The organism is Arthrobacter sp. YC-RL1, from assembly GCF_001454985.1.
GTDB lineage: Bacteria > Actinomycetota > Actinomycetes > Actinomycetales > Micrococcaceae > Glutamicibacter > Glutamicibacter soli.
In genome coordinates, this window is record NZ_CP013297.1 from 1,572,727 (window position 1) to 1,591,401 (window position 18,675).

16 protein-coding genes are annotated in these 18,675 nt (G+C 64.1%); 14 read left to right on the top strand and 2 right to left on the bottom strand.

The genetic code is table 11. The annotated features are described in order from the left end of the window. Positions 1 to 83: 83 nt before the first annotated feature. The 10 genes from ftsZ (at position 84) to nrdR (ending at position 11,292) form a co-directional block, all read left to right on the top strand. Complete coding sequence (gene ftsZ, locus ATC04_RS07365) at positions 84 to 1,265, top strand: cell division protein FtsZ (protein ID WP_047119484.1); 1,182 nt, start codon at positions 84 to 86, stop codon at positions 1,263 to 1,265. Positions 1,266 to 1,285: 20 nt separating this feature from the next. Further along, a complete protein-coding gene (locus tag ATC04_RS07370; RefSeq protein ID WP_047119483.1) occupies positions 1,286 to 2,005 on the top strand; it encodes a polyphenol oxidase family protein in 720 nt (239 codons plus the stop codon). A 126-nt stretch (positions 2,006 to 2,131) separates the two neighbouring features. After that, complete coding sequence (gene sepF, locus ATC04_RS07375; protein WP_047119482.1) at positions 2,132 to 2,683, top strand: cell division protein SepF; 552 nt, start codon at positions 2,132 to 2,134, stop codon at positions 2,681 to 2,683. Between the two features lie 24 nt (positions 2,684 to 2,707). After that, a complete protein-coding gene (locus ATC04_RS07380) occupies positions 2,708 to 3,004 on the top strand; it encodes a YggT family protein (RefSeq protein WP_047119481.1) in 297 nt (98 codons plus the stop codon). A 227-nt stretch (positions 3,005 to 3,231) separates the two neighbouring features. Next, positions 3,232 to 3,957 carry a DivIVA domain-containing protein gene (locus ATC04_RS07385; protein ID WP_047119480.1) on the top strand — a complete coding sequence of 242 codons (726 nt, stop codon included), beginning with the start codon at positions 3,232 to 3,234 and terminating at the stop codon, positions 3,955 to 3,957. Positions 3,958 to 4,065: 108 nt separating this feature from the next. Further along, entirely contained in the window at positions 4,066 to 4,644 is a 579-nt protein-coding gene (lspA, locus tag ATC04_RS07390) for a signal peptidase II (protein ID WP_047120791.1), read from the top strand. Continuing rightward, positions 4,641 to 5,588 (top strand): RluA family pseudouridine synthase, encoded by a 948-nt coding sequence (locus ATC04_RS07395; protein ID WP_231735934.1) that lies wholly within the window; start codon positions 4,641 to 4,643, stop codon positions 5,586 to 5,588. Before lspA ends, ATC04_RS07395 begins: the two co-directional genes overlap by 4 nt. Positions 5,589 to 5,716: 128 nt before the next feature. Next, positions 5,717 to 9,280 (top strand): DNA polymerase III subunit alpha, encoded by a 3,564-nt coding sequence (dnaE, locus tag ATC04_RS07400; RefSeq protein WP_047120790.1) that lies wholly within the window; start codon positions 5,717 to 5,719, stop codon positions 9,278 to 9,280. A gap of 88 nt (positions 9,281 to 9,368) precedes the next feature. Beyond that, positions 9,369 to 10,733: a histidinol dehydrogenase gene (gene hisD, locus ATC04_RS07405; RefSeq protein ID WP_047119478.1), complete on the top strand. Its 1,365-nt coding sequence runs from the start codon at positions 9,369 to 9,371 to the stop codon at positions 10,731 to 10,733. 70 nt (positions 10,734 to 10,803) lie between these two features. Beyond that, positions 10,804 to 11,292, top strand: coding sequence for a transcriptional regulator NrdR (gene nrdR / locus ATC04_RS07410; protein WP_047119477.1), 489 nt, complete (start codon positions 10,804 to 10,806; stop codon positions 11,290 to 11,292). 91 nt (positions 11,293 to 11,383) lie between these two features. Here the strand turns inward: nrdR and map are convergent, their stop codons facing one another. After that, positions 11,384 to 12,259, bottom strand: a complete 876-nt coding sequence (gene map, locus ATC04_RS07415; protein WP_047119476.1) for a type I methionyl aminopeptidase — start codon at positions 12,257 to 12,259, stop codon at positions 11,384 to 11,386. A 133-nt stretch (positions 12,260 to 12,392) separates the two neighbouring features. Here map and ATC04_RS07420 point away from each other — a divergent pair, with 133 nt between their 5' ends. Then, the gene (locus ATC04_RS07420; protein ID WP_047119475.1) at positions 12,393 to 12,587 is read left to right on the top strand and encodes a hypothetical protein; all 195 of its coding nucleotides are present in this window, start codon (positions 12,393 to 12,395) and stop codon (positions 12,585 to 12,587) included. 99 nt (positions 12,588 to 12,686) lie between these two features. On the opposite strand, the gene panB is transcribed toward ATC04_RS07420, so the two are convergent. Next, entirely contained in the window at positions 12,687 to 13,523 is an 837-nt protein-coding gene (gene panB, locus ATC04_RS07425; protein ID WP_047119474.1) for a 3-methyl-2-oxobutanoate hydroxymethyltransferase, read from the bottom strand. A 135-nt stretch (positions 13,524 to 13,658) separates the two neighbouring features. Between panB and glnA the strand changes: the two genes are divergently transcribed. From glnA to ATC04_RS07440, 3 genes are read left to right on the top strand one after another with little or no spacing between them, the layout of a single operon-like run. Next, positions 13,659 to 14,999 (top strand): type I glutamate--ammonia ligase, encoded by a 1,341-nt coding sequence (gene glnA, locus ATC04_RS07430; protein ID WP_047119473.1) that lies wholly within the window; start codon positions 13,659 to 13,661, stop codon positions 14,997 to 14,999. A 54-nt stretch (positions 15,000 to 15,053) separates the two neighbouring features. After that, on the top strand, positions 15,054 to 18,080 hold the full coding sequence (locus tag ATC04_RS07435; protein WP_047119472.1) for a bifunctional [glutamine synthetase] adenylyltransferase/[glutamine synthetase]-adenylyl-L-tyrosine phosphorylase: 3,027 nt from the start codon (positions 15,054 to 15,056) through the stop codon (positions 18,078 to 18,080). Between the two features lie 5 nt (positions 18,081 to 18,085). Beyond that, positions 18,086 to 18,577, top strand: a complete 492-nt coding sequence (locus ATC04_RS07440) for a DUF1990 family protein (RefSeq protein ID WP_047120789.1) — start codon at positions 18,086 to 18,088, stop codon at positions 18,575 to 18,577. Positions 18,578 to 18,675 lie beyond the last annotated feature (98 nt).

Here is an 18,675-nt window from a genome sequence, read left to right on the forward strand (position 1 = left end):
ACAGAAACCTGACCTTCAGGCTAAGGGTGAAGGTTTCGGCATGGGTCGGATTCATGTAGCACATCTAACAAGGGAAGCGGGACGTGGCAGCTCCACAGAACTACCTCGCGGTCATTAAAGTCGTCGGTATCGGCGGTGGCGGTGTAAACGCAGTCAATCGTATGATCGAAGTCGGTTTGAAGGGCGTTGAATTTATCGCCATCAACACCGACGCTCAGGCACTGCTCATGAGCGACGCCGACGTCAAGTTGGATGTTGGACGTGAGCTGACTCGCGGTCTGGGTGCAGGCGCCAACCCTGAAGTTGGACGCCAGGCAGCCGAGGACCACGTCGAGGAGATCGAGGACGTCCTGCGCGGCGCCGACATGGTCTTCGTCACCGCAGGCGAAGGCGGCGGCACCGGTACCGGTGGCGCCCCTGTCGTTGCCCGCATCGCACGCTCCCTGGGCGCGCTGACCATTGGTGTGGTCACCCGCCCGTTCACCTTCGAAGGCCGCCGCCGTGCCAACTCGGCAGAGTCCGGCATCGAGGCGCTGCGCGACGAGGTCGACACCCTGATCGTCATCCCTAACGATCGTCTGCTGTCCATTTCGGACCGCAACGTGTCCGTTCTGGACGCATTCCGCCAGGCCGACCAGGTCCTGCTCTCCGGTGTCCAGGGCATCACCGACCTGATCACCACCTCGGGCTTGATCAACCTCGACTTCGCCGACGTGAAGTCCGTCATGCAGGGCGCTGGCTCCGCACTGATGGGCATCGGCTCGGCCCGCGGCGAGGACCGCGCGGTGAAGGCGGCCGAACTGGCCATCGCCTCGCCGTTGCTGGAAGCCTCCATCGACGGCGCGCACGGTGTGCTGCTGTCCATCCAGGGTGGTTCGGATCTCGGCCTGTTCGAGATCAACGAAGCCGCCCGCCTGGTCCAAGAAGTCGCCCACCCGGAAGCAAATATCATCTTCGGCGCCGTCATCGACGACGCACTGGGGGATGAAGCCCGCGTGACCGTGATCGCCGCCGGCTTCGACGAGCCGGACGTGACCAGCAAGCCGATGTCCGCACCGGCCCTGTCCAAGCCAGCCGTCAGCCGTGCAGCAGAGCCAGCTGCACCTGCCGCGCCTGCTGCTCCCGCCGTTGTCCCGCCGGCCGCCCCGGCACCTGCAGAGAAGCCTGCCGCAGAGCAGAACCCTTTCCAGGACCTGCCAGACGTTGTCGATTCGGACCTGAACGGCTCCAACGACGACCTCGACGTCCCGGACTTCCTGAAGTAAGAACAGCAGGAAGCTGAGCAGTGCTACATTTCGCGTCGAACCTCGATCCGAGCATCCAGCTGGCCTTCACGACGCAGGCCGAGGGAAACCTCGCCCTGCATGTGAATGACGATCCCCGCCTCGTGGCGGAGAATCGTGCCAGGCTGGAGGACTCGATCGGGGTTCGACGTTTTTCCCTGAATTTCATGAACCAGATCCACTCCACGCTGATCCATGCGGTCGACGGTGCGCAACGCACCTCGTGGAGCGACCCGGAGGCGCCGACCTGCGATGCGCTGGTCGACCCCTCAGGGCTTGAACCGCTGGCGGTCATGGTCGCGGACTGCCTGCCGGTGCTTTTCGTGGGGCGCAATCCAGAATCCGGCGGCAGTCTCACGGCCGCTGCCCACGCCGGACGCCGCGGACTGCTGGACGGAATACTGTCCAAGACCGTACACCAGCTGCGTTCCCACGGCGCGGTGCAGATCGAGGCCGTCATCGGCCCTTCGATCTGCGGCAACTGCTACGAAGTGCCGCAGCAGATGGCCGAGGAATCCGAGCAGCTTCGTCCGGGAATCCGCACCCGGACTTCCTGGGGAACCGAGGCGCTGGATCTTCCGGCCTCCGCGGCCCGGGAGCTGGCGGAACTGGACGTCCAAGTCCAGCTCAGCGGTCTCTGCACCTTGGAAGATGAACGATTTTTTTCATACCGCAGATCTACTGACTCGGGCCGACTTGCAGGACTTATTTGGCGCGAGTAACACCCGTGTGCGACACACCGGTGAGAAAATCTCGAATGAACATTGCTACCTGAATTCTGTGCGGTAGCGTCGAAGTAGCGGAATCATGCATGGGGTGCATGAACGGGACAAATTAGGAGAATTATCGTGGCTGACGGACTGCGCAAAGCAATGGTCTATCTCGGCTTGGCGGACGCCGTCGAGCACGAAGAGGCTGTGGTAGATAAGGCAGAACCGAAACCTCCGGTTCGCGTCGTCGAAGACCCTGCTCCGAAGCGTCCCGCCGAATCCCCGCGCCCGCAGCCAGTCGTTCGCGCGGCCGCTCCGCAACCAACAGCCACAGAACCGGATGCCGAATACCGTGCACCGGTAACCCCCATCAAGCGTGCCCCTTCAGTGAGGGATGAGGATTCCGAATTGCGTCAGATTACAACCGTGCACCCTCGTTCTTACAACGATGCCAAAATCATCGGTGAGAACTTCCGTGACGGCATTCCGGTGATTATGAACGTCACCGACATGGGTGAAACCGACGCCAAGCGTTTGGTGGACTTCTCCGCTGGCCTCGTCTTCGCGCTGCACGGATCGATTGAGCGAGTCACTAACAAGGTGTTCCTGCTCTCGCCGTCCACCGTCGAGGTGCTGGGCGAGGACCGCAAGCAGTCCGAAGCCCAGGCAACCTTCTTCAACCAGAGCTAAGACGCCAGGAGCGAGCGCACAAAAATGGTGTTCGGGATTATTTATCTCGCCTTAGCGATCCTGCAAATTCTGCTTCTGATGCGAATTGTGCTGGATATAACTGAAAACTTTGCCCGCCATTGGCGTCCCAAGGGCATCGCGCTGGTCGTCGCGTCGTTCGTCGTGTCGATCACCGATCCGCCGCTGCGGTGGCTCCGCGGGAAAATCAAGCCCCTGGATCTCGGCGGTATCCGCCTTGACCTGTCCTTTTTGATTTTCTTCATCGTCGTCATGATCGCGAAGGTCATCGTCGGCAATCTGGGGGCGAGCACAGGTATCTGAGTAGGAGTTTCTCCTCCAGCTAGGGGATTGTAGGCATAGCGCCTACAAGGTAGATTCAAAGAAAAAGAGACTCGGGTGAAGACCCGATTTCGTATTTAGTGTCCAAATCGTTATATCCTTTAGGAAATAGTGCTCCGACTTCACCGGTCGCGACACTGAAGAACGGTAAGTGTTTCGCAGGGCAACCAAAGGCCTTGCGGAAATGATCCCAGCATTGAGGTGACCCAATGGCTTTGACGCCAGAAGACGTAGTCAATAAGCGCTTTCAGCCGACCAAGTTCCGTGAAGGCTACGACCAGGACGAGGTAGATGACTTCCTCGACGAGATCGTGGTGGAGCTGCGTCGCCTAACCGGTGAAAACGAGACTCTCCGCCGCCGTCTGAGCGAACTTGGCGAAGACGCAAACGTTGTAGCCAAGGAACAGGCTGTTCCGGCTCCAGTATCCGCTGCTCCAGCTGCCAAGCCAGCCGAGGATAAGAAGGCTGAAACCAAGCCTGCCGAAGAAGCCAAGGCTGCTCCGGCTCCAGCTGCCAAGCCGGCAGAAGAGAACCAGGCCGAGCCAGCTCCGGCTGCCAAGCCTGCCGAGAAGAAGGTCGAAGCAGCTCCTGCAGCAGCACCGGCCGTCGCTCCTTCCGCCGAATCGGCTGCCAACGTTCTTGCCATGGCCCAGCGCCTGCACGACGAATACGTCGCATCCGGTGTTGAGCAGCGCGACAAGATCATCTCCGATGCCAAGACCGAGGCAAACTCCTTGGTCACCTCGGCAGAAGAGAAGAGCCGCAAGACCCTGTCTGCCCTGGAGCAGCAGAAGTCCGTCCTCGAACGCAAGCTCGAGCAGCTGCGCGGCTTCGAGCGCGACTACCGTGCTCGCCTGAAGACCTACATCGAAGGACAGCTGCGCGACCTCGAGTCGCAGGGTTCGATCGATGGCGCAGCAGGCAAGGCCAACTAACTGCCTGCGGTTCAACGCTTGAACTGGTCATAAAGTAAGATCATCGGTGGTGCACGGATTCTTTCCGGCACCACCGATGACGTTTAAAAGGAATTAATGGGTAACACCGTGAGTGAACCACAAGCGGGCAGCGCCGCCGCAAAGGCCAAACGCTACACCGGACTCGGCCTGATCATCGCCCTGATTGCCCTGGTTCTTGACCAGGGCGTGAAGCTCTGGGTCGAAAACAGCATGGAGCTGGGAGAGTCCTTCGAGGTGATCCCGGGGTTCTTTGACATCCACTACATCCTGAACCCGGGCGCCGCGTTCTCCATGGGCGAGAACTTCACCGTTGTGTTCACCATCCTGCAGGCCACGGTGGCCGTGGTCGTCACCTACCTGTTGTTCCGCCGGGTCAAGATCCGCAGTTGGTCCATTGTCCTCGGCAGCCTGCTGGGCGGCGTGCTCGGCAACCTGGGCGACCGATTGTTCCGCGAACCTGCCTTCGGTTTCGGCCACGTGGTCGACATGTTCTCGGTGACGAACTTCGCGATCTTCAACGTCGCCGATTCGTTCATCGTGTGCTCCATGATCGTGGTCGCCTACATGCTCATCCGCGGCATCAATCTGGACGGCACCATCGGGGACAAGCCGAAGGACAGCGGCTCCGCAGCCCAGGGCGACGACCCGCAGAAGCCTGCTTCATGAGCCCCCTGATGGACGCATCGCACCATGCCCTCTCGGTCGACGAGGCCGACGCCGGATCCCGGCTGGATGCTTACCTGGCGCGCGTACTGCAGATTCCCCGCACCCTGGCCTCCAGCCTGTGCAAGGACTCACAGGTGCAGGTCAACGGGAAAACTATTGCCAAGTCACTAAAGCTCAAAGCGGGGGACAGGCTGTCGGTGACCATACCGGCCCAAGCCGACCCGCTGGAAATCAGGGTGGAAGCCGTGAAAGACCTGAAGATCATCGCCGACGATGACGACTACGTTGTCATCGACAAGCCCGTGGGCGTCGCCGCCCACCCGTCGCCGGGCTGGGTCGGTCCGACCGTGGTCGGGGCGCTGATGGCCGAAGGCTACACGATCTCCACCTCCGGAGCTTCCGAGCGTCAGGGTATCGTGCACCGGCTCGACGTGGGCACCAGCGGACTGATGGTGGTGGCGAAGTCCGAACGCGCCTACACCGCCCTGAAGCGCGCCTTCAAGGAACGCACTCCGAAGAAGATCTACCACGCAGTCGTCCAAGGCCTGCCAGATCCGCTGGAAGGCACCATCGACGCACCCATCGGCAGGCATCCAGGGCACGACTGGAAATTCGCCGTGCTGGACGGCGGACGAAACTCGGTCACCCACTACAAGGTCATCGAGGCCTTCGGCCGCGCCAGCTTGGTGGAGGTGCACCTGGAAACCGGGCGCACCCACCAGATCCGCGTGCACTTCTCCGCATTCGGCCATCCCTGTGCCGGCGACCAGACCTACGGCGCCGACCCGAAGCTGGGGGCCGCGCTTGGGCTGACCAGGCAGTGGCTGCACGCCAAGCGCCTGGGCTTCGAACACCCGGTCACCGGGCAGTGGATGGAATACGAGAGCGAATACCCCTCGGACCTGTCCGGCGCGCTGGAGCTGCTGCGCGAGGGAACCTTCTAGGAACACCATGGAACGGGGTGCACCTGTAAGCGCCGGCGCGGCCCGGAAATTTTCCGGGCGGCTGTATCTCTTCCCACACCTGGTTCAGGCTCGAGGACTTCCGTGCCGGCTGTCGCTAGACTGGTTTGGTGAGCGCGACACGTGACGGATTTGTCCATCTTCATACACACACCGAATACTCCATGCTGGACGGGGCGGCCCGGCTAGGCGAACTGTTCGCCGAGGCCAACCGGCAGGGCATGGAAGCCATGGCGATCACCGACCATGGCTACCTCTTCGGAGCTTTCGACTTCTGGCGCCAAGCCACCGGTGCCGGCATCAAGCCGATCATCGGCGTGGAAGCCTATGTCACCCCGGGTACCCACCGCACCGACAAGACCCGCGTCAAGTGGCGCACCGAGGAACGCCAGAAGGGCGACGACGTCTCGGGCGGCGGCCTGTACAACCACATGACCCTGTTGTCCTACAACAACAAGGGCATGGACAACCTCTTCAAGGGCTCCTCGCGCGCCTCGCTGGACTCCGTGTTCGGCAAGTACCCGCGCTGGGACCGCGAGCTGCTCAACGACCACCACGAGGGCCTGATCGCCACCACCGGCTGCCCCTCGGGCGAGGTGCAGACCAAGCTGCGCTTGGGGCAGTACGATGCCGCGAAGGCCGCAGCCGCCGAATTCCAGGACCTGTTCGGCAAGGAGAACTACTTCTGCGAAATCATGGACCACGGCCTGGAAATCGAACGCCGAATCACCAAGGACCTGCTGCGGCTGGCCAAGGAACTTGCCATTCCGCTGGTCGCCACCAATGACCTGCACTACACCCACGAGGCCGATGCCAAGGCCCACGAAGCGCTGCTGGCCATCAACTCGGGCTCCACGCTGGATGAGCCGACCTACGACCAGGGCGGCAGCCGCTTCGCCTTCAGCGGCACCGGCTACTACCTGAAGAGCTCGCGCGAAATGCGCGAGTTGTTCAAGGAACTCCCCGAGGCCTGCGACAACACGCTGCATATTGCGGACCGCGTGGACCTCACCTTCGACACCAGCGCCAACTACATGCCGAAGTTCCCCTGCCCTCCCGGCGAGGACGAGACGAGCTGGCTGATCAAGGAAGTCGACAAGGGTCTGCACTACCGCTACCCGAACGGCATCCCGGAGGCTTCGCGCAAGCAGGCGGACTTCGAGCTGGACGTCATCATCAAGATGGGTTTCCCCGGCTACTTCCTAGTCGTGGCGGACTTCATCAACTGGTCCAAGGACCACGGCATCCGCGTCGGCCCGGGCCGCGGTTCCGGCGCAGGCTCCATGGTTGCCTACGCCATGCGCATTACCGACCTGGACCCGCTGGTTCATGGCCTGATCTTCGAGCGCTTCCTGAACCCGGAACGTGTTTCCATGCCCGACTTCGACGTCGACTTCGATGATCGCCGCCGCTCCGAAGTGATCCACTACGTCACCGAGAAGTACGGCGATGAGCGTGTGGCAATGATCGTGACCTATGGATCGATCAAGACGAAGCAGGCGCTGAAGGACTCCTCACGCGTGCTGGGCTACCCCTTCTCCATGGGCGAGTCCCTCACCAAGGCGCTGCCGCCGGCAGTCATGGCCAAGGACATCCCGCTCAACGACATCGAGAACCCGGAGTCCAAGCGCTACTCGGAGGCCGGGGACTTCCGCAACCTCGTGGCTAACGACCCCGAGGCCAAGCGTGTCTTCGAAACCGCCAAGGGGCTCGAAGGCTTGAAGCGCCAGTGGGGCGTGCACGCCGCCGGCGTGATCATGAGCTCGGACCCGATCATCGATGTCGTGCCGATCATGCGGCGCATCCAGGACGGGCAGGTCATCACCCAGTTCGACTACCCGACCTGTGAAGGCCTGGGGCTGATCAAGATGGACTTCCTCGGTCTGCGAAACCTCACCATCATCTCCGACGCCCTGGCCAATGTGAAGGCCAACAAGGGCGTGGAGCTGGACCTGGAGACCCTGCCGCTGGACGACGCGGCAACCTACCAGCTGCTGGCCCGCGGCGACACGCTGGGCGTATTCCAGCTCGATGGCGGTCCGATGCGCTCGCTGCTGAAGATGATGCGCCCGGATAACTTCGAAGACATTTCCGCGGTGCTCGCGCTCTACCGCCCGGGCCCCATGGGCGCGAACTCGCACACCAACTACGCGTTGCGCAAGAACAAGCTGCAGGAAGAAACCCCGATCCACCCGACACTGGAAGAGCCGCTGCGGGAGATCCTCGGGGGGACCTTCGGCCTGATCGTGTACCAGGAACAGGTCATGTCCATCGCGCAGAAGCTTGCAGGCTTCTCGCTGGGCCAGGCGGACATCCTGCGCCGCGCCATGGGCAAGAAGAAGAAGTCCGAGCTGGACAAGCAGTTCGCCGGCTTCTCCAAGGGCATGATGGACAACGGCTTCACGATGGAAGCCGTGCAGGCCCTCTGGGACATCCTGCTGCCCTTCTCCGACTACGCGTTCAACAAGGCCCACTCGGCTGCCTACGGCGTGGTGTCCTACTGGACCGCCTACCTCAAGGAGCACTACACGGCCGAGTACATGGCCGCGCTGCTCACCTCGGTGGGCGACGACAAGGACAAGCTCGCGCTGTACCTCAACGAGTGCCGCCACCTGGGCATCACCGTGCTGCCTCCGGACGTCAACGAATCGGCCCTGACCTTCACCCCTGTGGGCAACGATATCCGCTTCGGCATGGGCGCCATCCGCAACGTCGGCTCCAACGTCGTGGACGGCATGGTGCAGGCGCGCCAGGAAAAGGGCGCCTACACCGACTTCAGCGACTTCCTGAACAAGGTCCCCGCGGTGGTCTGCAACAAGCGCACCATCGAATCGCTGATCAAGGCCGGAGCCTTCGACTCCATGGGCCACCCCCGCCGCGCGCTGGTCGCGATCCACGAAGAAGCCGTGGACTCGGTCATCCAGCTCAAGCGCAACGAGGCGGCCAACCAGTTCGACCTGTTCAGCGCCCTGGATCCCTCCGAGGCCTCGGATGCCATGACCGTGGCCATCCCGGACCTCCCGGACTGGGACAAGAAGGAAAAGCTGGCCTACGAGCGGGACATGCTCGGGCTGTACGTTTCCGACCACCCGCTGCAGGGCCTGGGTTCCGCGCTGGAGCAGTATGCCGACATGTCCGTGACCCATGTGCTGTCCGACGACGGGCCGCAGGACGGGCATATCATCTCCATCGCAGGCATGATCTCCGGGTTGCAGCGGCGCATCGCCAAGAAGAGCGGCAACCCGTACGCGCGCTGCGAGGTGGAGGACCTCTCCGGTTCCATGGAGGTCATGTTCTTCGGACAGGCCTACCAGCCGATCGCCGAGGTGCTGGCCGACGACCTGATCGTGGTCATCAAGGGGCGCGTACAGCGCCGCGACGACGGGTCCATCACCCTCAACGCCCAGGAAATGATGATCCCCGAATTGTCCGAGGACGCCAACGGCGGCCCGGTGGTCATCGGCATCCCGACTCACAAGGCCACCGAATCCCTGGTGCAGAAACTCGGCGACGTGCTGCGCACCCACAGCGGCAACACCGAGGTCCGGGTGAAGCTCACCGGCAGCCGCGGCACCTCGCTGCTGCGCCTGGGCATGAACTTCCGGGTGAACCCTAACCCCGCCTTGTTCGGCGACCTGAAGGTCCTGCTCGGCCCCAATTGCCTGGACGTGTAGCGCTCCGGAGCATTGCGGCGCAGCCGCAGATGACCGGGTGAGGTAACCAATGGGTGCCGCACCCGGTCTTCGGCGTTAAAATGGGTACGTGACTTCCAATCCAGTAACCGTCTTTTCCGAACTCGCAACCCTCGACTGGCGCGCCGAGGACTTCAGCTACGCCCAGCTCAAGGCCAACCTGCCGCGCCCTGCCATGAACTCGCAGACCGCCGCTGAAACCGTGCAGCAGATTATCGATGATGTGCGTGCCCACGGCATGGGCACGCTCAAGGACCTGGCCCGGCGATTCGACCAGGTGGAGCTGGATCATACAAGGGTTGCGCAGGCGGAACTGGACAAGGCGCTGGCCGAACTTGATCCCGCGGTCCGCTTGGCGCTGGAGGAATCGATCTCCCGCGCTCGGCTCTTCGCCGCCGCCCAGGTGCCGGCCGACGCCGTGGTCGACTACAGCAACGGCGGATCCGTCACCCAGCGCTGGGTGCCGGTGCGCCGCGTGGGCCTCTACGTGCCTGGTGGACTGGCCGTCTACCCGTCCTCGGTCATCATGAACACCGTCCCGGCCCAGGCCGCGGGCGTGAAGTCCCTGGCCTTGGCCAGCCCGCCGCAGAAGGAGTTCGGCGGACTGCCGCACCCCACCATCCTGGCTGCCGCGAAGCTGCTGGGCATCGAGGAGGTGCACGCCATGGGCGGCGCCCAGGCCGTGGCGGCCTTCGCCTATGGCGTGGACGTGCCGGGGGACCCGCGCGGCGGCATCGAGCCGGTGGACGTGATCTCCGGTCCGGGCAACGTCTTCGTCGCTACCGCCAAGCGGCTGGTCAAGGGCGTCGTGGGCATCGACGCCGAGGCAGGGCCCACCGAGATCGCGATCCTGGCCGACAGCACGGCAAAGGCGGACTTCGTGGCCGCCGACATGATCTCGCAGGCCGAGCATGATGCCAACGCCGCCGCGGTGCTGGTCACCGACTCGCCGGCACTGGCTCAGGCCGTGCGCGAGCAGCTGGACGTCCAGGTCGCGGCCACCAAGCACAGCGAACGCGTCCGCGAGGCGCTGAGCGGCAGCCAGTCCGCGATCATCCTGGTCAAGGACCTGGACCAGGGCGTGGATGTCTGCAACGCCTATGCGGCGGAGCACCTGGAAATCATGACCGGCAACGCCGCGCAGGACGCCGCCCGCATCACCGCCGCCGGCGCGATTTTCGTGGGCGACTATGCCCCGGTGTCGCTTGGCGACTACTGCGCCGGGTCCAACCACGTGCTGCCGACCAGCGGCACCGCGTTGCACGCCTCGGGGCTGAACGTGAACACGTTCCTGAAGGCCGTGCAGGTCATCAGCTACGACAAGTCGGCGTTGGGCGATGTCGCGGCGCACGTGATTAATCTGGCGACTGCCGAGGACCTTCCGGCCCACGGCGACGCGGTCGCCGTGCGAAAGGCGCACAAAGCGCTAAACTAATACATGACATGTGTGGATTTCGGAAGGTACGCTTTGTGGAATCCAGTTTTAGCACTGAGTTGGAGGTGTCATGAACTGCCCTTATTGCCGCAACCCCGATTCGCGTGTGGTCGATAGCCGAGTTGCTGATGATGGCGTCTCCATCCGCCGGCGCCGGCAGTGCACCGCGTGCTCCCGTCGTTTCACGACGATCGAAACCGCAAGCCTGAGCGTCTTGAAGCAGTCCGGTGCGGTTGAACCGTTCTCCCGCAACAAGGTGATCAACGGCGTGCGCAAGGCCTGCCAGGGACGGCCGGTCACAGACCACGACCTGGCGATTCTGGCGCAGGAAGTCGAGGAAGCCGTGCGCACCTCGGGCGCCGCGGAGATCCCGGCGCACCAGGTGGGACTGGCAATCCTCGACCCGCTCTCGCGCCTGGACGAGGTGGCATACTTGCGTTTTGCCAGTGTCTACCACAATTTCCAGTCGCTGCAGGATTTCGAGGCGGCGATGGAGAAGCTACGCGAACAGCGCGGCAAGGCTCCGCAGGGGACCCAACGTCCACTGACCGCAGACTGACCCTTCGGGATACACCAGAGGCGTTGGCCCGGCCCTTTTCAGGGACCAGGCCAACGCCTCTGGTTTTTGCGCGCCGCGTCGGCGCCGCGCCCTATGGCAGGGTGAGGATCTCGGCGCCCGAGTCGGTGACCAGCAAAGTGTGCTCGAACTGCGCGGTGCGCTTCTTGTCCCGCGTGGTGACAGTCCAGTCGTCGGCCCACATGTCCCATTCAACGGTGCCCAGGGTGAGCATCGGCTCGATGGTGAAGACCATGCCCGTCTCGATCAGCGTGTTGTAGCCCGGCGCCGCATCGTAGTGGGGGATGATCAAGCCCGAGTGGAAGGCCTCGCCCACGCCGTGGCCGGTGAAGTCGCGGACCACGCCGTAGCCGAAGCGCTTGGCGTAGCTTTCGATGGTGCGGCCGATGACGTTGATTTCGCGGCCCGGCATGACCGCCTTGATGGCGCGCTTGAGCGAGTTCTCGGTGCGCTCGACCAGCAGGCGGGATTCCTCGTCCACGTCGCCCACCAGGAAGGTGGCGTTGTTGTCGCCGTGCACCCCTCCGATGAAGGCGGTGATGTCGATGTTGATGATGTCCCCGTCCTGCAGGACCGTGGAGTCGGGGATGCCGTGGCAGATCACTTCGTTCAGCGAGGTGCACAACGACTTCGGGAAGCCGCGGTAGCCCAGGGTGGACGGGTAGGCGTTGTGGTCCAGGAGGAACTCGTGGCCGATGCGGTCCAGCTCGTCGGTGGTGATCCCTGGCTGGCAGGCCTTGCCGACTTCGGCCAGCGCCTGCGCCGCGATGCGTGAGGCAATGCGGATGCGTTCGATGACCTCGGGGCTCTTGACCTCGGATGCGGTGTTCTTGGCCGGTTCGCGCTTGCCCACGTACTCCGGACGTTCAATGTTCTTGGGTACCGGGAGCTGGGGGGAGACCACGCCCGCGGTGAGATTTCCGATTGGTGCAGTTGCAACAGTAGCCATGAAGATATTCTATCGCCCGGCTGGCCCCCGGATTTGTGGATGAGCTGAGAGCCGAACGCATTTCACACCGAAAACTATCCCGGTGCGCTAGCGTTGAGCTAGGCAGCCATAGAACCATCTGAAGGAGCAGGCGATGAGCTCAGAAGGAACCCCCGGTGAGGGGAAGTACTGGTACAACGTGAACACGAAGAGCATCGAGAAGGGCGCGCAGTCGGACTGGTCCCAGCTGCTGGGCCCGTACGACACCGAGGCTGAAGCCCGCACCGCGCTGGAAAAAGTGCAGGCGCGCAACGACGCCTGGGATGCGGAAGACGAAGAAGACGACTAGTTCTCCTGCGTCCGCGCACAAGAAAACCGGTGCGAGCAGCCCCTGCACGGGGCCGCTGGCACCGGTTTCCTCTTTGCCGCGGCGTGGGCCGACGAAACGCTACTGGTCGAACTCGTACTCGGCCGACGGGAAGGTGCCGGCCAAGACGTCCTGGTGGTAGGCGCTGACCGCCTCGGAGACCGTCGTGCGCAAATCGGCGTACTTCTTGACGAACTTCGGGGTGCGGCGTCCCCCCAGTCCCAGCATATCCTGCCAGACCAGCACCTGGCCGGTGGTCGAGGCCCCGGCGCCGATGCCGATGGTTGGCACCACCAGTGCCTCGTCGATCAGCTTGGCGGCAGGGCTCGGAACCATTTCCATCAGGATGCAGAACGCGCCGGCGTCCTGCAGGGCCAGCGCATCGGCTTTCATGCCCTCCACGGCGTCGCCGCGGCCCTGGATGCGGTAGCCGCCCAGGGCGTGCTCGGACTGCGGGGTGAAGCCGATGTGCCCGATGACCGGAACCCCGGCCAGGACCATGGCGCGCACGTGGTCGGCGTAGGCGGCGGTGCCTTCCATCTTCACGGCGTGCGCATGTCCCTCCTTCATCAGACGGACGGCGGTGTCCACGGCCTGGGCAGGGGACTGCTCGTAGCTGCCGAACGGGAGGTCGGCGACAACCATGGCGCGCTTGCTTCCGTTGGCAACGGCCTTGGTGAAGATGATCATTTCATCGATGCTGATGGGAAGCGTGGATTCGTAACCGATGACGGTGTTGGCGGCTGAATCGCCCACGAGCAGGATCTCGATTCCCGCTTCATCGAAAATTTCGGCCATCATGACGTCATATGCGGTTAACATGGCGAATTTTTCGCCTTGTTCTTTGGCTTGCTGTAGATGGTGAACCCGGATGCGGGACGGGCCTTTTTCAGGGTTCGCTACGTATGGTTGAGGCATGAAACGACTTTATCGCACTTGGCGCAGGCGGTGCTTGCACGGCTAAAGAGGTCGAAACGTTATAGTCTTGCAACAGGTCAACATAACTACGGGCCTGATGGGCGCCGGACTCTAGTATTTATAAGGCGGTGGAATATGGATCGTCAGCAGGAATTCGTGCTGCGCACCATTGAAGAACGTGACGTTCGATTTGTGCGCATGTGGTTTACCGATGTGGTTGGTTCACTGAAATCTGTGGCGCTGGCACCCGCAGAAGTCGAGGACGCCTTTGAAGAAGGTCTTGGCTTCGACGGTTCCTCGATCGACGGCCTGTCCCGGATCTCCGAATCAGACATGCTCCTGCAACCCGATCCGGCCACCTTCCAGCTGCTTCCGTGGCGCGGTGAGGTCGAGCCGACCTCCCGCATGTTCTGCGACATCCTCACCCCCGAAGGCCAGCCCTCGAACGCCGACCCGCGCCAGGTGCTCAAGCGCCAGCTCACCGAAGCGGCCAATATGGGCTTCACCTGCTACACCCACCCGGAGATCGAGTTCTACCTGTTGAAGAACTCCGAGCTGGATGCCGAAGGGCGTCCGCAGCCGATTGACAGCGGCGGGTACTTCGACCATGTGCCGGACGGCGTCGGCCAGGACTTCCGCCGCGCCTCGGTCACCACGCTCGAAGCCCTGGGCATCTCGGTGGAGTTCTCCCACCACGAGACCGGACCGGGCCAGAACGAAATCGACCTGCGCTACGCCGATGCCCTGCAGACTGCGGACAACATCATGACCTTCCGCACCGTCATCAAGGAAATGGCCATGCAGAAGGGCATCCACGCCACCTTCATGCCCAAGCCCTTCGCCGAGCATCCGGGCAGCGGCATGCACACCCACTTCTCCTTGTTCGAAGGCGATGTCAACGCATTCTTCGAGGCCGGCCGCGAGTACCAGCTCTCCGACGTCGCCAGGTCGTTCATTGCCGGCATCCTGCACCATGCGCAGGAAATGACCGCGATCACCAACCAGTTCGTGAACTCCTACAAACGCCTGTGGGGCGGGGGAGAAGCCCCGAGCCACCGGTCATGGGGGCACAACAACCGCTCCGCCCTGGTGCGCGTGCCGCTGTACAAGCCGGGCAAGGGCCAAAGCGCGCGTGTGGAGTACCGCGGCATCGATTCAGCCGCCAACCCGTACCTCGCCTACGCCTGCCTGCTGGGCGCCGGCCTGAAGGGCATTCGCGAAGGCTACGAGCTGGAGGACCCGACCGAGGACGACGTCTGGAGCCTGTCCACCGCCGAGCGCCGGGCTTCGGGCCACGTGCCGTTGCCGGGCAGCCTGCATGACGCCCTGCGCGCCATGGAGGAGTCCGAGCTCATGGCCGAGATCCTCGGCGAGCAGGTGTTCAACTCGTTCTTGGCCAACAAGCGCGCCGAATGGGAAGAGTACCGACAGATCATCACCCCGTACGAGCTGGATAAATACCTGGGGATCCTCTAGGAGGACCCCGGCGCGCCGACGCGCGTCACACAGTCAGGAGCCGACGTTCACGCCATGACAGAAATTTCCTCGCGATCCCTGATCAACGCCGGGTTCTCCGACGTTGAACGGGCCAAGAAGTTCCTCGATTCCACGGAACTGTCCACCTTGGACCCGGAACTGATCGTGAAGATGATGGCGCACGCGCCGGACCCCGACCAAGCCCTGCTGCTTGCCCTGCGCTTGGTGGACCGCCACCCGCAGGCGGCGGAGATCTTCCTGCAGGCCGAGAGCTGCCAGGCGCTGATCCGGCTGCTGGGCAGTTCCGCGGCACTGGGCGAATTCCTGATCCGATGCGAGGACGCGCTGCAGGTCGTTGCGCAGGCACCGTCCACCAGCTTCACCAATGTGCCCGCAGACCAGCTGCGCAACGACATGCTTGCAGCGGTCGGCGCGGTGCAGACTCCGAACGGCCACTGGGTCGCCTCGTGCACGGGGGCCGAGGCGCGTCAGAAGCTGCGCGTCAGCTACCGGCTGGCGTTGCTCTCGCTGGCCTACCGCGATCTGGGATCGGCCCAGCCGCAATGGGTCATGCCGCAGGTCGCCGCCGAACTGGCTGACATGGCCGCGGCAGCCCTGGAAGGCGCCCTGGCCGTGGCCCGCGCCGAAGCCGGCGAACAGTACACCCCCGAACAGGTCGACCAGGTGAAGCTGGCCGTGATCGGCATGGGCAAGTGCGGCGCCCGCGAGCTGAACTACATCTCCGACGTCGACGTGATCTACGTGCATGGTTCGCTGCCGGGCATCGAGGAAGATCTGGCCGGCGCCGTCGCCACGGTGTTGTGCGGCAACGCCGCCCGCGCGCTGATGGTTCCCGGCCCCGAGCCGATGCTCTGGGAAGTGGACGCCAACCTTCGCCCCGAAGGCAAGGACGGCGCGCTGACCCGCACCCTGTCCTCGCATGAGGCCTATTACCGGCGCTGGGCGCACTCCTGGGAGTTCCAGGCGCTGCTCAAGGCGCGCGCCATCGCCGGCGACAAGGACCTGGGCGCAGCCTACGAGCGCATGGTCTCGCCCATGGTCTGGTCCAGCTCCGAACGCGACGGATTCGTGGAATCCGTGCAGGCCATGCGCCGGCGGGTGAACGACAACATCTCCAAGGACGACGTGCCCTGGCAGATCAAGCTGGGCCCGGGCGGGCTGCGCGACGTGGAGTTCACCGTGCAGCTGCTGCAGCTGGTCCACGGACGGGTGGAGCCTTCCATCCAGGTGCCCACCACCACCCTGGCCATCCACGCGATGAGCGAGACCGGCTACATCGGCCGCGAGGACGCCACCAACTTCGATGGCTCCTACCGTTTCCTGCGCCTGCTGGAGCACCGCATCCAGCTCAGCCAGCTGCGCCGCACGCACCTGATGCCGCGCAACGAAAACGCCCAGCGCGTGCTGGCCCGCGCCATCCGCGGCGCCGGGGACCTGCAAGCCACGAGCCCGGAAAAGCTGCTGCGCCGCTGGAACGAAACCAAGCGCCTGGTCCGCTCGCTGCACGAACGCATCTTCTACCGCCCGCTGCTCGTCAGCAGTTCCAATCTCTCGGCGGACGACGTCCGGCTCACCGCGGAATCCGCGCAGGCCCGGCTGCGCGCCCTGGGCTATCTGGACCCCAAGGCCGCGATGCGCCACATCGAGGCGCTCACCGGGGGAGTCTCCCGCCGCGCGGCCCTGCAACGCCAGCTGCTGCCGGTGCTGCTTGACTGGTTCGCCCGCGGCGTCGACCCGGACGCCGGGCTGCTCGGCTTCCGCCGCCTCAGCGAGTCCCTGGGCAAGACCCACTGGTTCCTGGGCATGCTGCGCGACACCAACGCCGCCGCCGAGCGCCTGAGCCACCTGCTGTCCAATACGCGCTTCCTCACCGACCTGCTGGCCAATGAGCCGGCCGCCGCCGCCTGGCTGGGCACCGACAGCTCGTTGATGCCGCTGAGCCGAGAAAGCCTGGCGCAGCAGAACACCTCCATCATCCAGCGCACCAAGGCACCCGAAGCCGCCATCCGGCAGATCAGGCTCGTGCGCCGCCGCGAGATCCTGCGCGTCGCGCTCGCCGACGGCGCGGGCCTGCTGCGGGTGGACCAGGTGGGCCGGGCCCTGTCGGACATCGACGGGGTCATGATCGACGGGATCCTCACCGTGCTGCTGGCCGCCGACCAGGCAGTTCACGGGGAGCAGGCGCGCATCGCGGTGATCGCCATGGGCCGCCAGGGCGGGCAGGAGATCGGCTACGGCTCCGACGCGGACGTGCTCTATGTCCAGCGCCCGGTTGCAGGCGCGACCGACCAGCAGGCCCAGGAGCAGGCCTCGCGTGTGGTCACCGAGCTGATGTCGTGGAGCTCCAAGCCGTTGAAGCCGGCCATCCCGGCCGAGGTGAAGTTGAAGATCGACTCGGACCTGCGCCCCGAGGGGCGCCAGGGCGCTCTGGTGCGCTCCTTCGATTCCTATGCCGCCTATTATGAGCGCTGGGTGGAAGTCTGGGAACGGCAGGCGCTGCAGCGCGCCCGGCCGTTCGCCGGCGACGAGCAGCTGGGCCAGGACTTCATGGAGCTGATCGAGCCGATCCGCTACGGCCGCGGCCTGGACGAGGCGGAGATCAAGGAGATCCGCAAGATCAAGGCGCGCGTAGAGGCAGAACGGCTGCCGCGCGGAGCGGATCCGAACCGGCATCTGAAACTCGGCCGGGGATCGCTGTCCGACGTCGAATGGCTGGTGCAGTTCTACCAGCTGCGCTACGCCTGGAAACACCATGAGCTGCGCACGCCGTCCACGCTCGTCGCGCTGGACCAGCTGGCGGCCTTGGAAATCATCACGGAAGAGCAGGCCGAGGTGCTGGACATCGCCTGGCGCCTGGCCACCCGCATCCGTTCCGCCGAGATCATCACCTCGGGTCGTTCCAGCGACGTGCTGCCCGGTTCCGCGAGGGACATGGAAGCCGTGGCCCGCTGGTGCGGCTACGAGGCGAACACCGGCATGGAACTGGAAGAAGACTACCTGCGCGCCACCCGGCACTCCCGGGCGTTGTTCGAGCAGCTGTTCTACGGCTTCGAAGACTAGCCTTGATGTCCCGGACGCAGATCCGCGAGGAGCGCTGGAGCCCGGAGCCCGGAGGCTGGCGTGTGTGGAGGCGCCGAGTATACCTCGGCTCGGGCAACGCGTTCTGGGAGCAGTCGGCGGCAGCGCTGCTGCGCTGGGAAGTGAAAACCCGCAGCGGATTTCGCATCAGCACGCAGGACAAAGTCTGCAGCGGAGCCAAGCCGCAGATCATCGTCCCCGTGGGACCGGTGTCAATCCACGAACCTGTCGAGGTGGTGGATGTCGTTGAATGCGGCAACCTGGCCGGATTCGCCTATCGGACCCTGCCGGGACACCCGGTCTGCGGCGAGGAAGCCTTCATCCTGCGCCGGATGGGGCCAGCGGTGTTCCTGGAGATCCGCTCGCTCACCGCCGCTTCGGACCGCTGGACCTGGCGTTCGGTCTTCTGGCTGCTGCTCGGAGCGCAGCGGTTCATCCGGTGGCGCTATCTGCGGGTGATGCGCCAGTGCACGTCCTGACCTGCATCTGCATCGGCGGGACGGCGGCAAGACCATGAATTTCATTTCGACCCTCGCACCCGCGCTTCATCAGACGATAGGCTGGGCAGGCAGTTCCA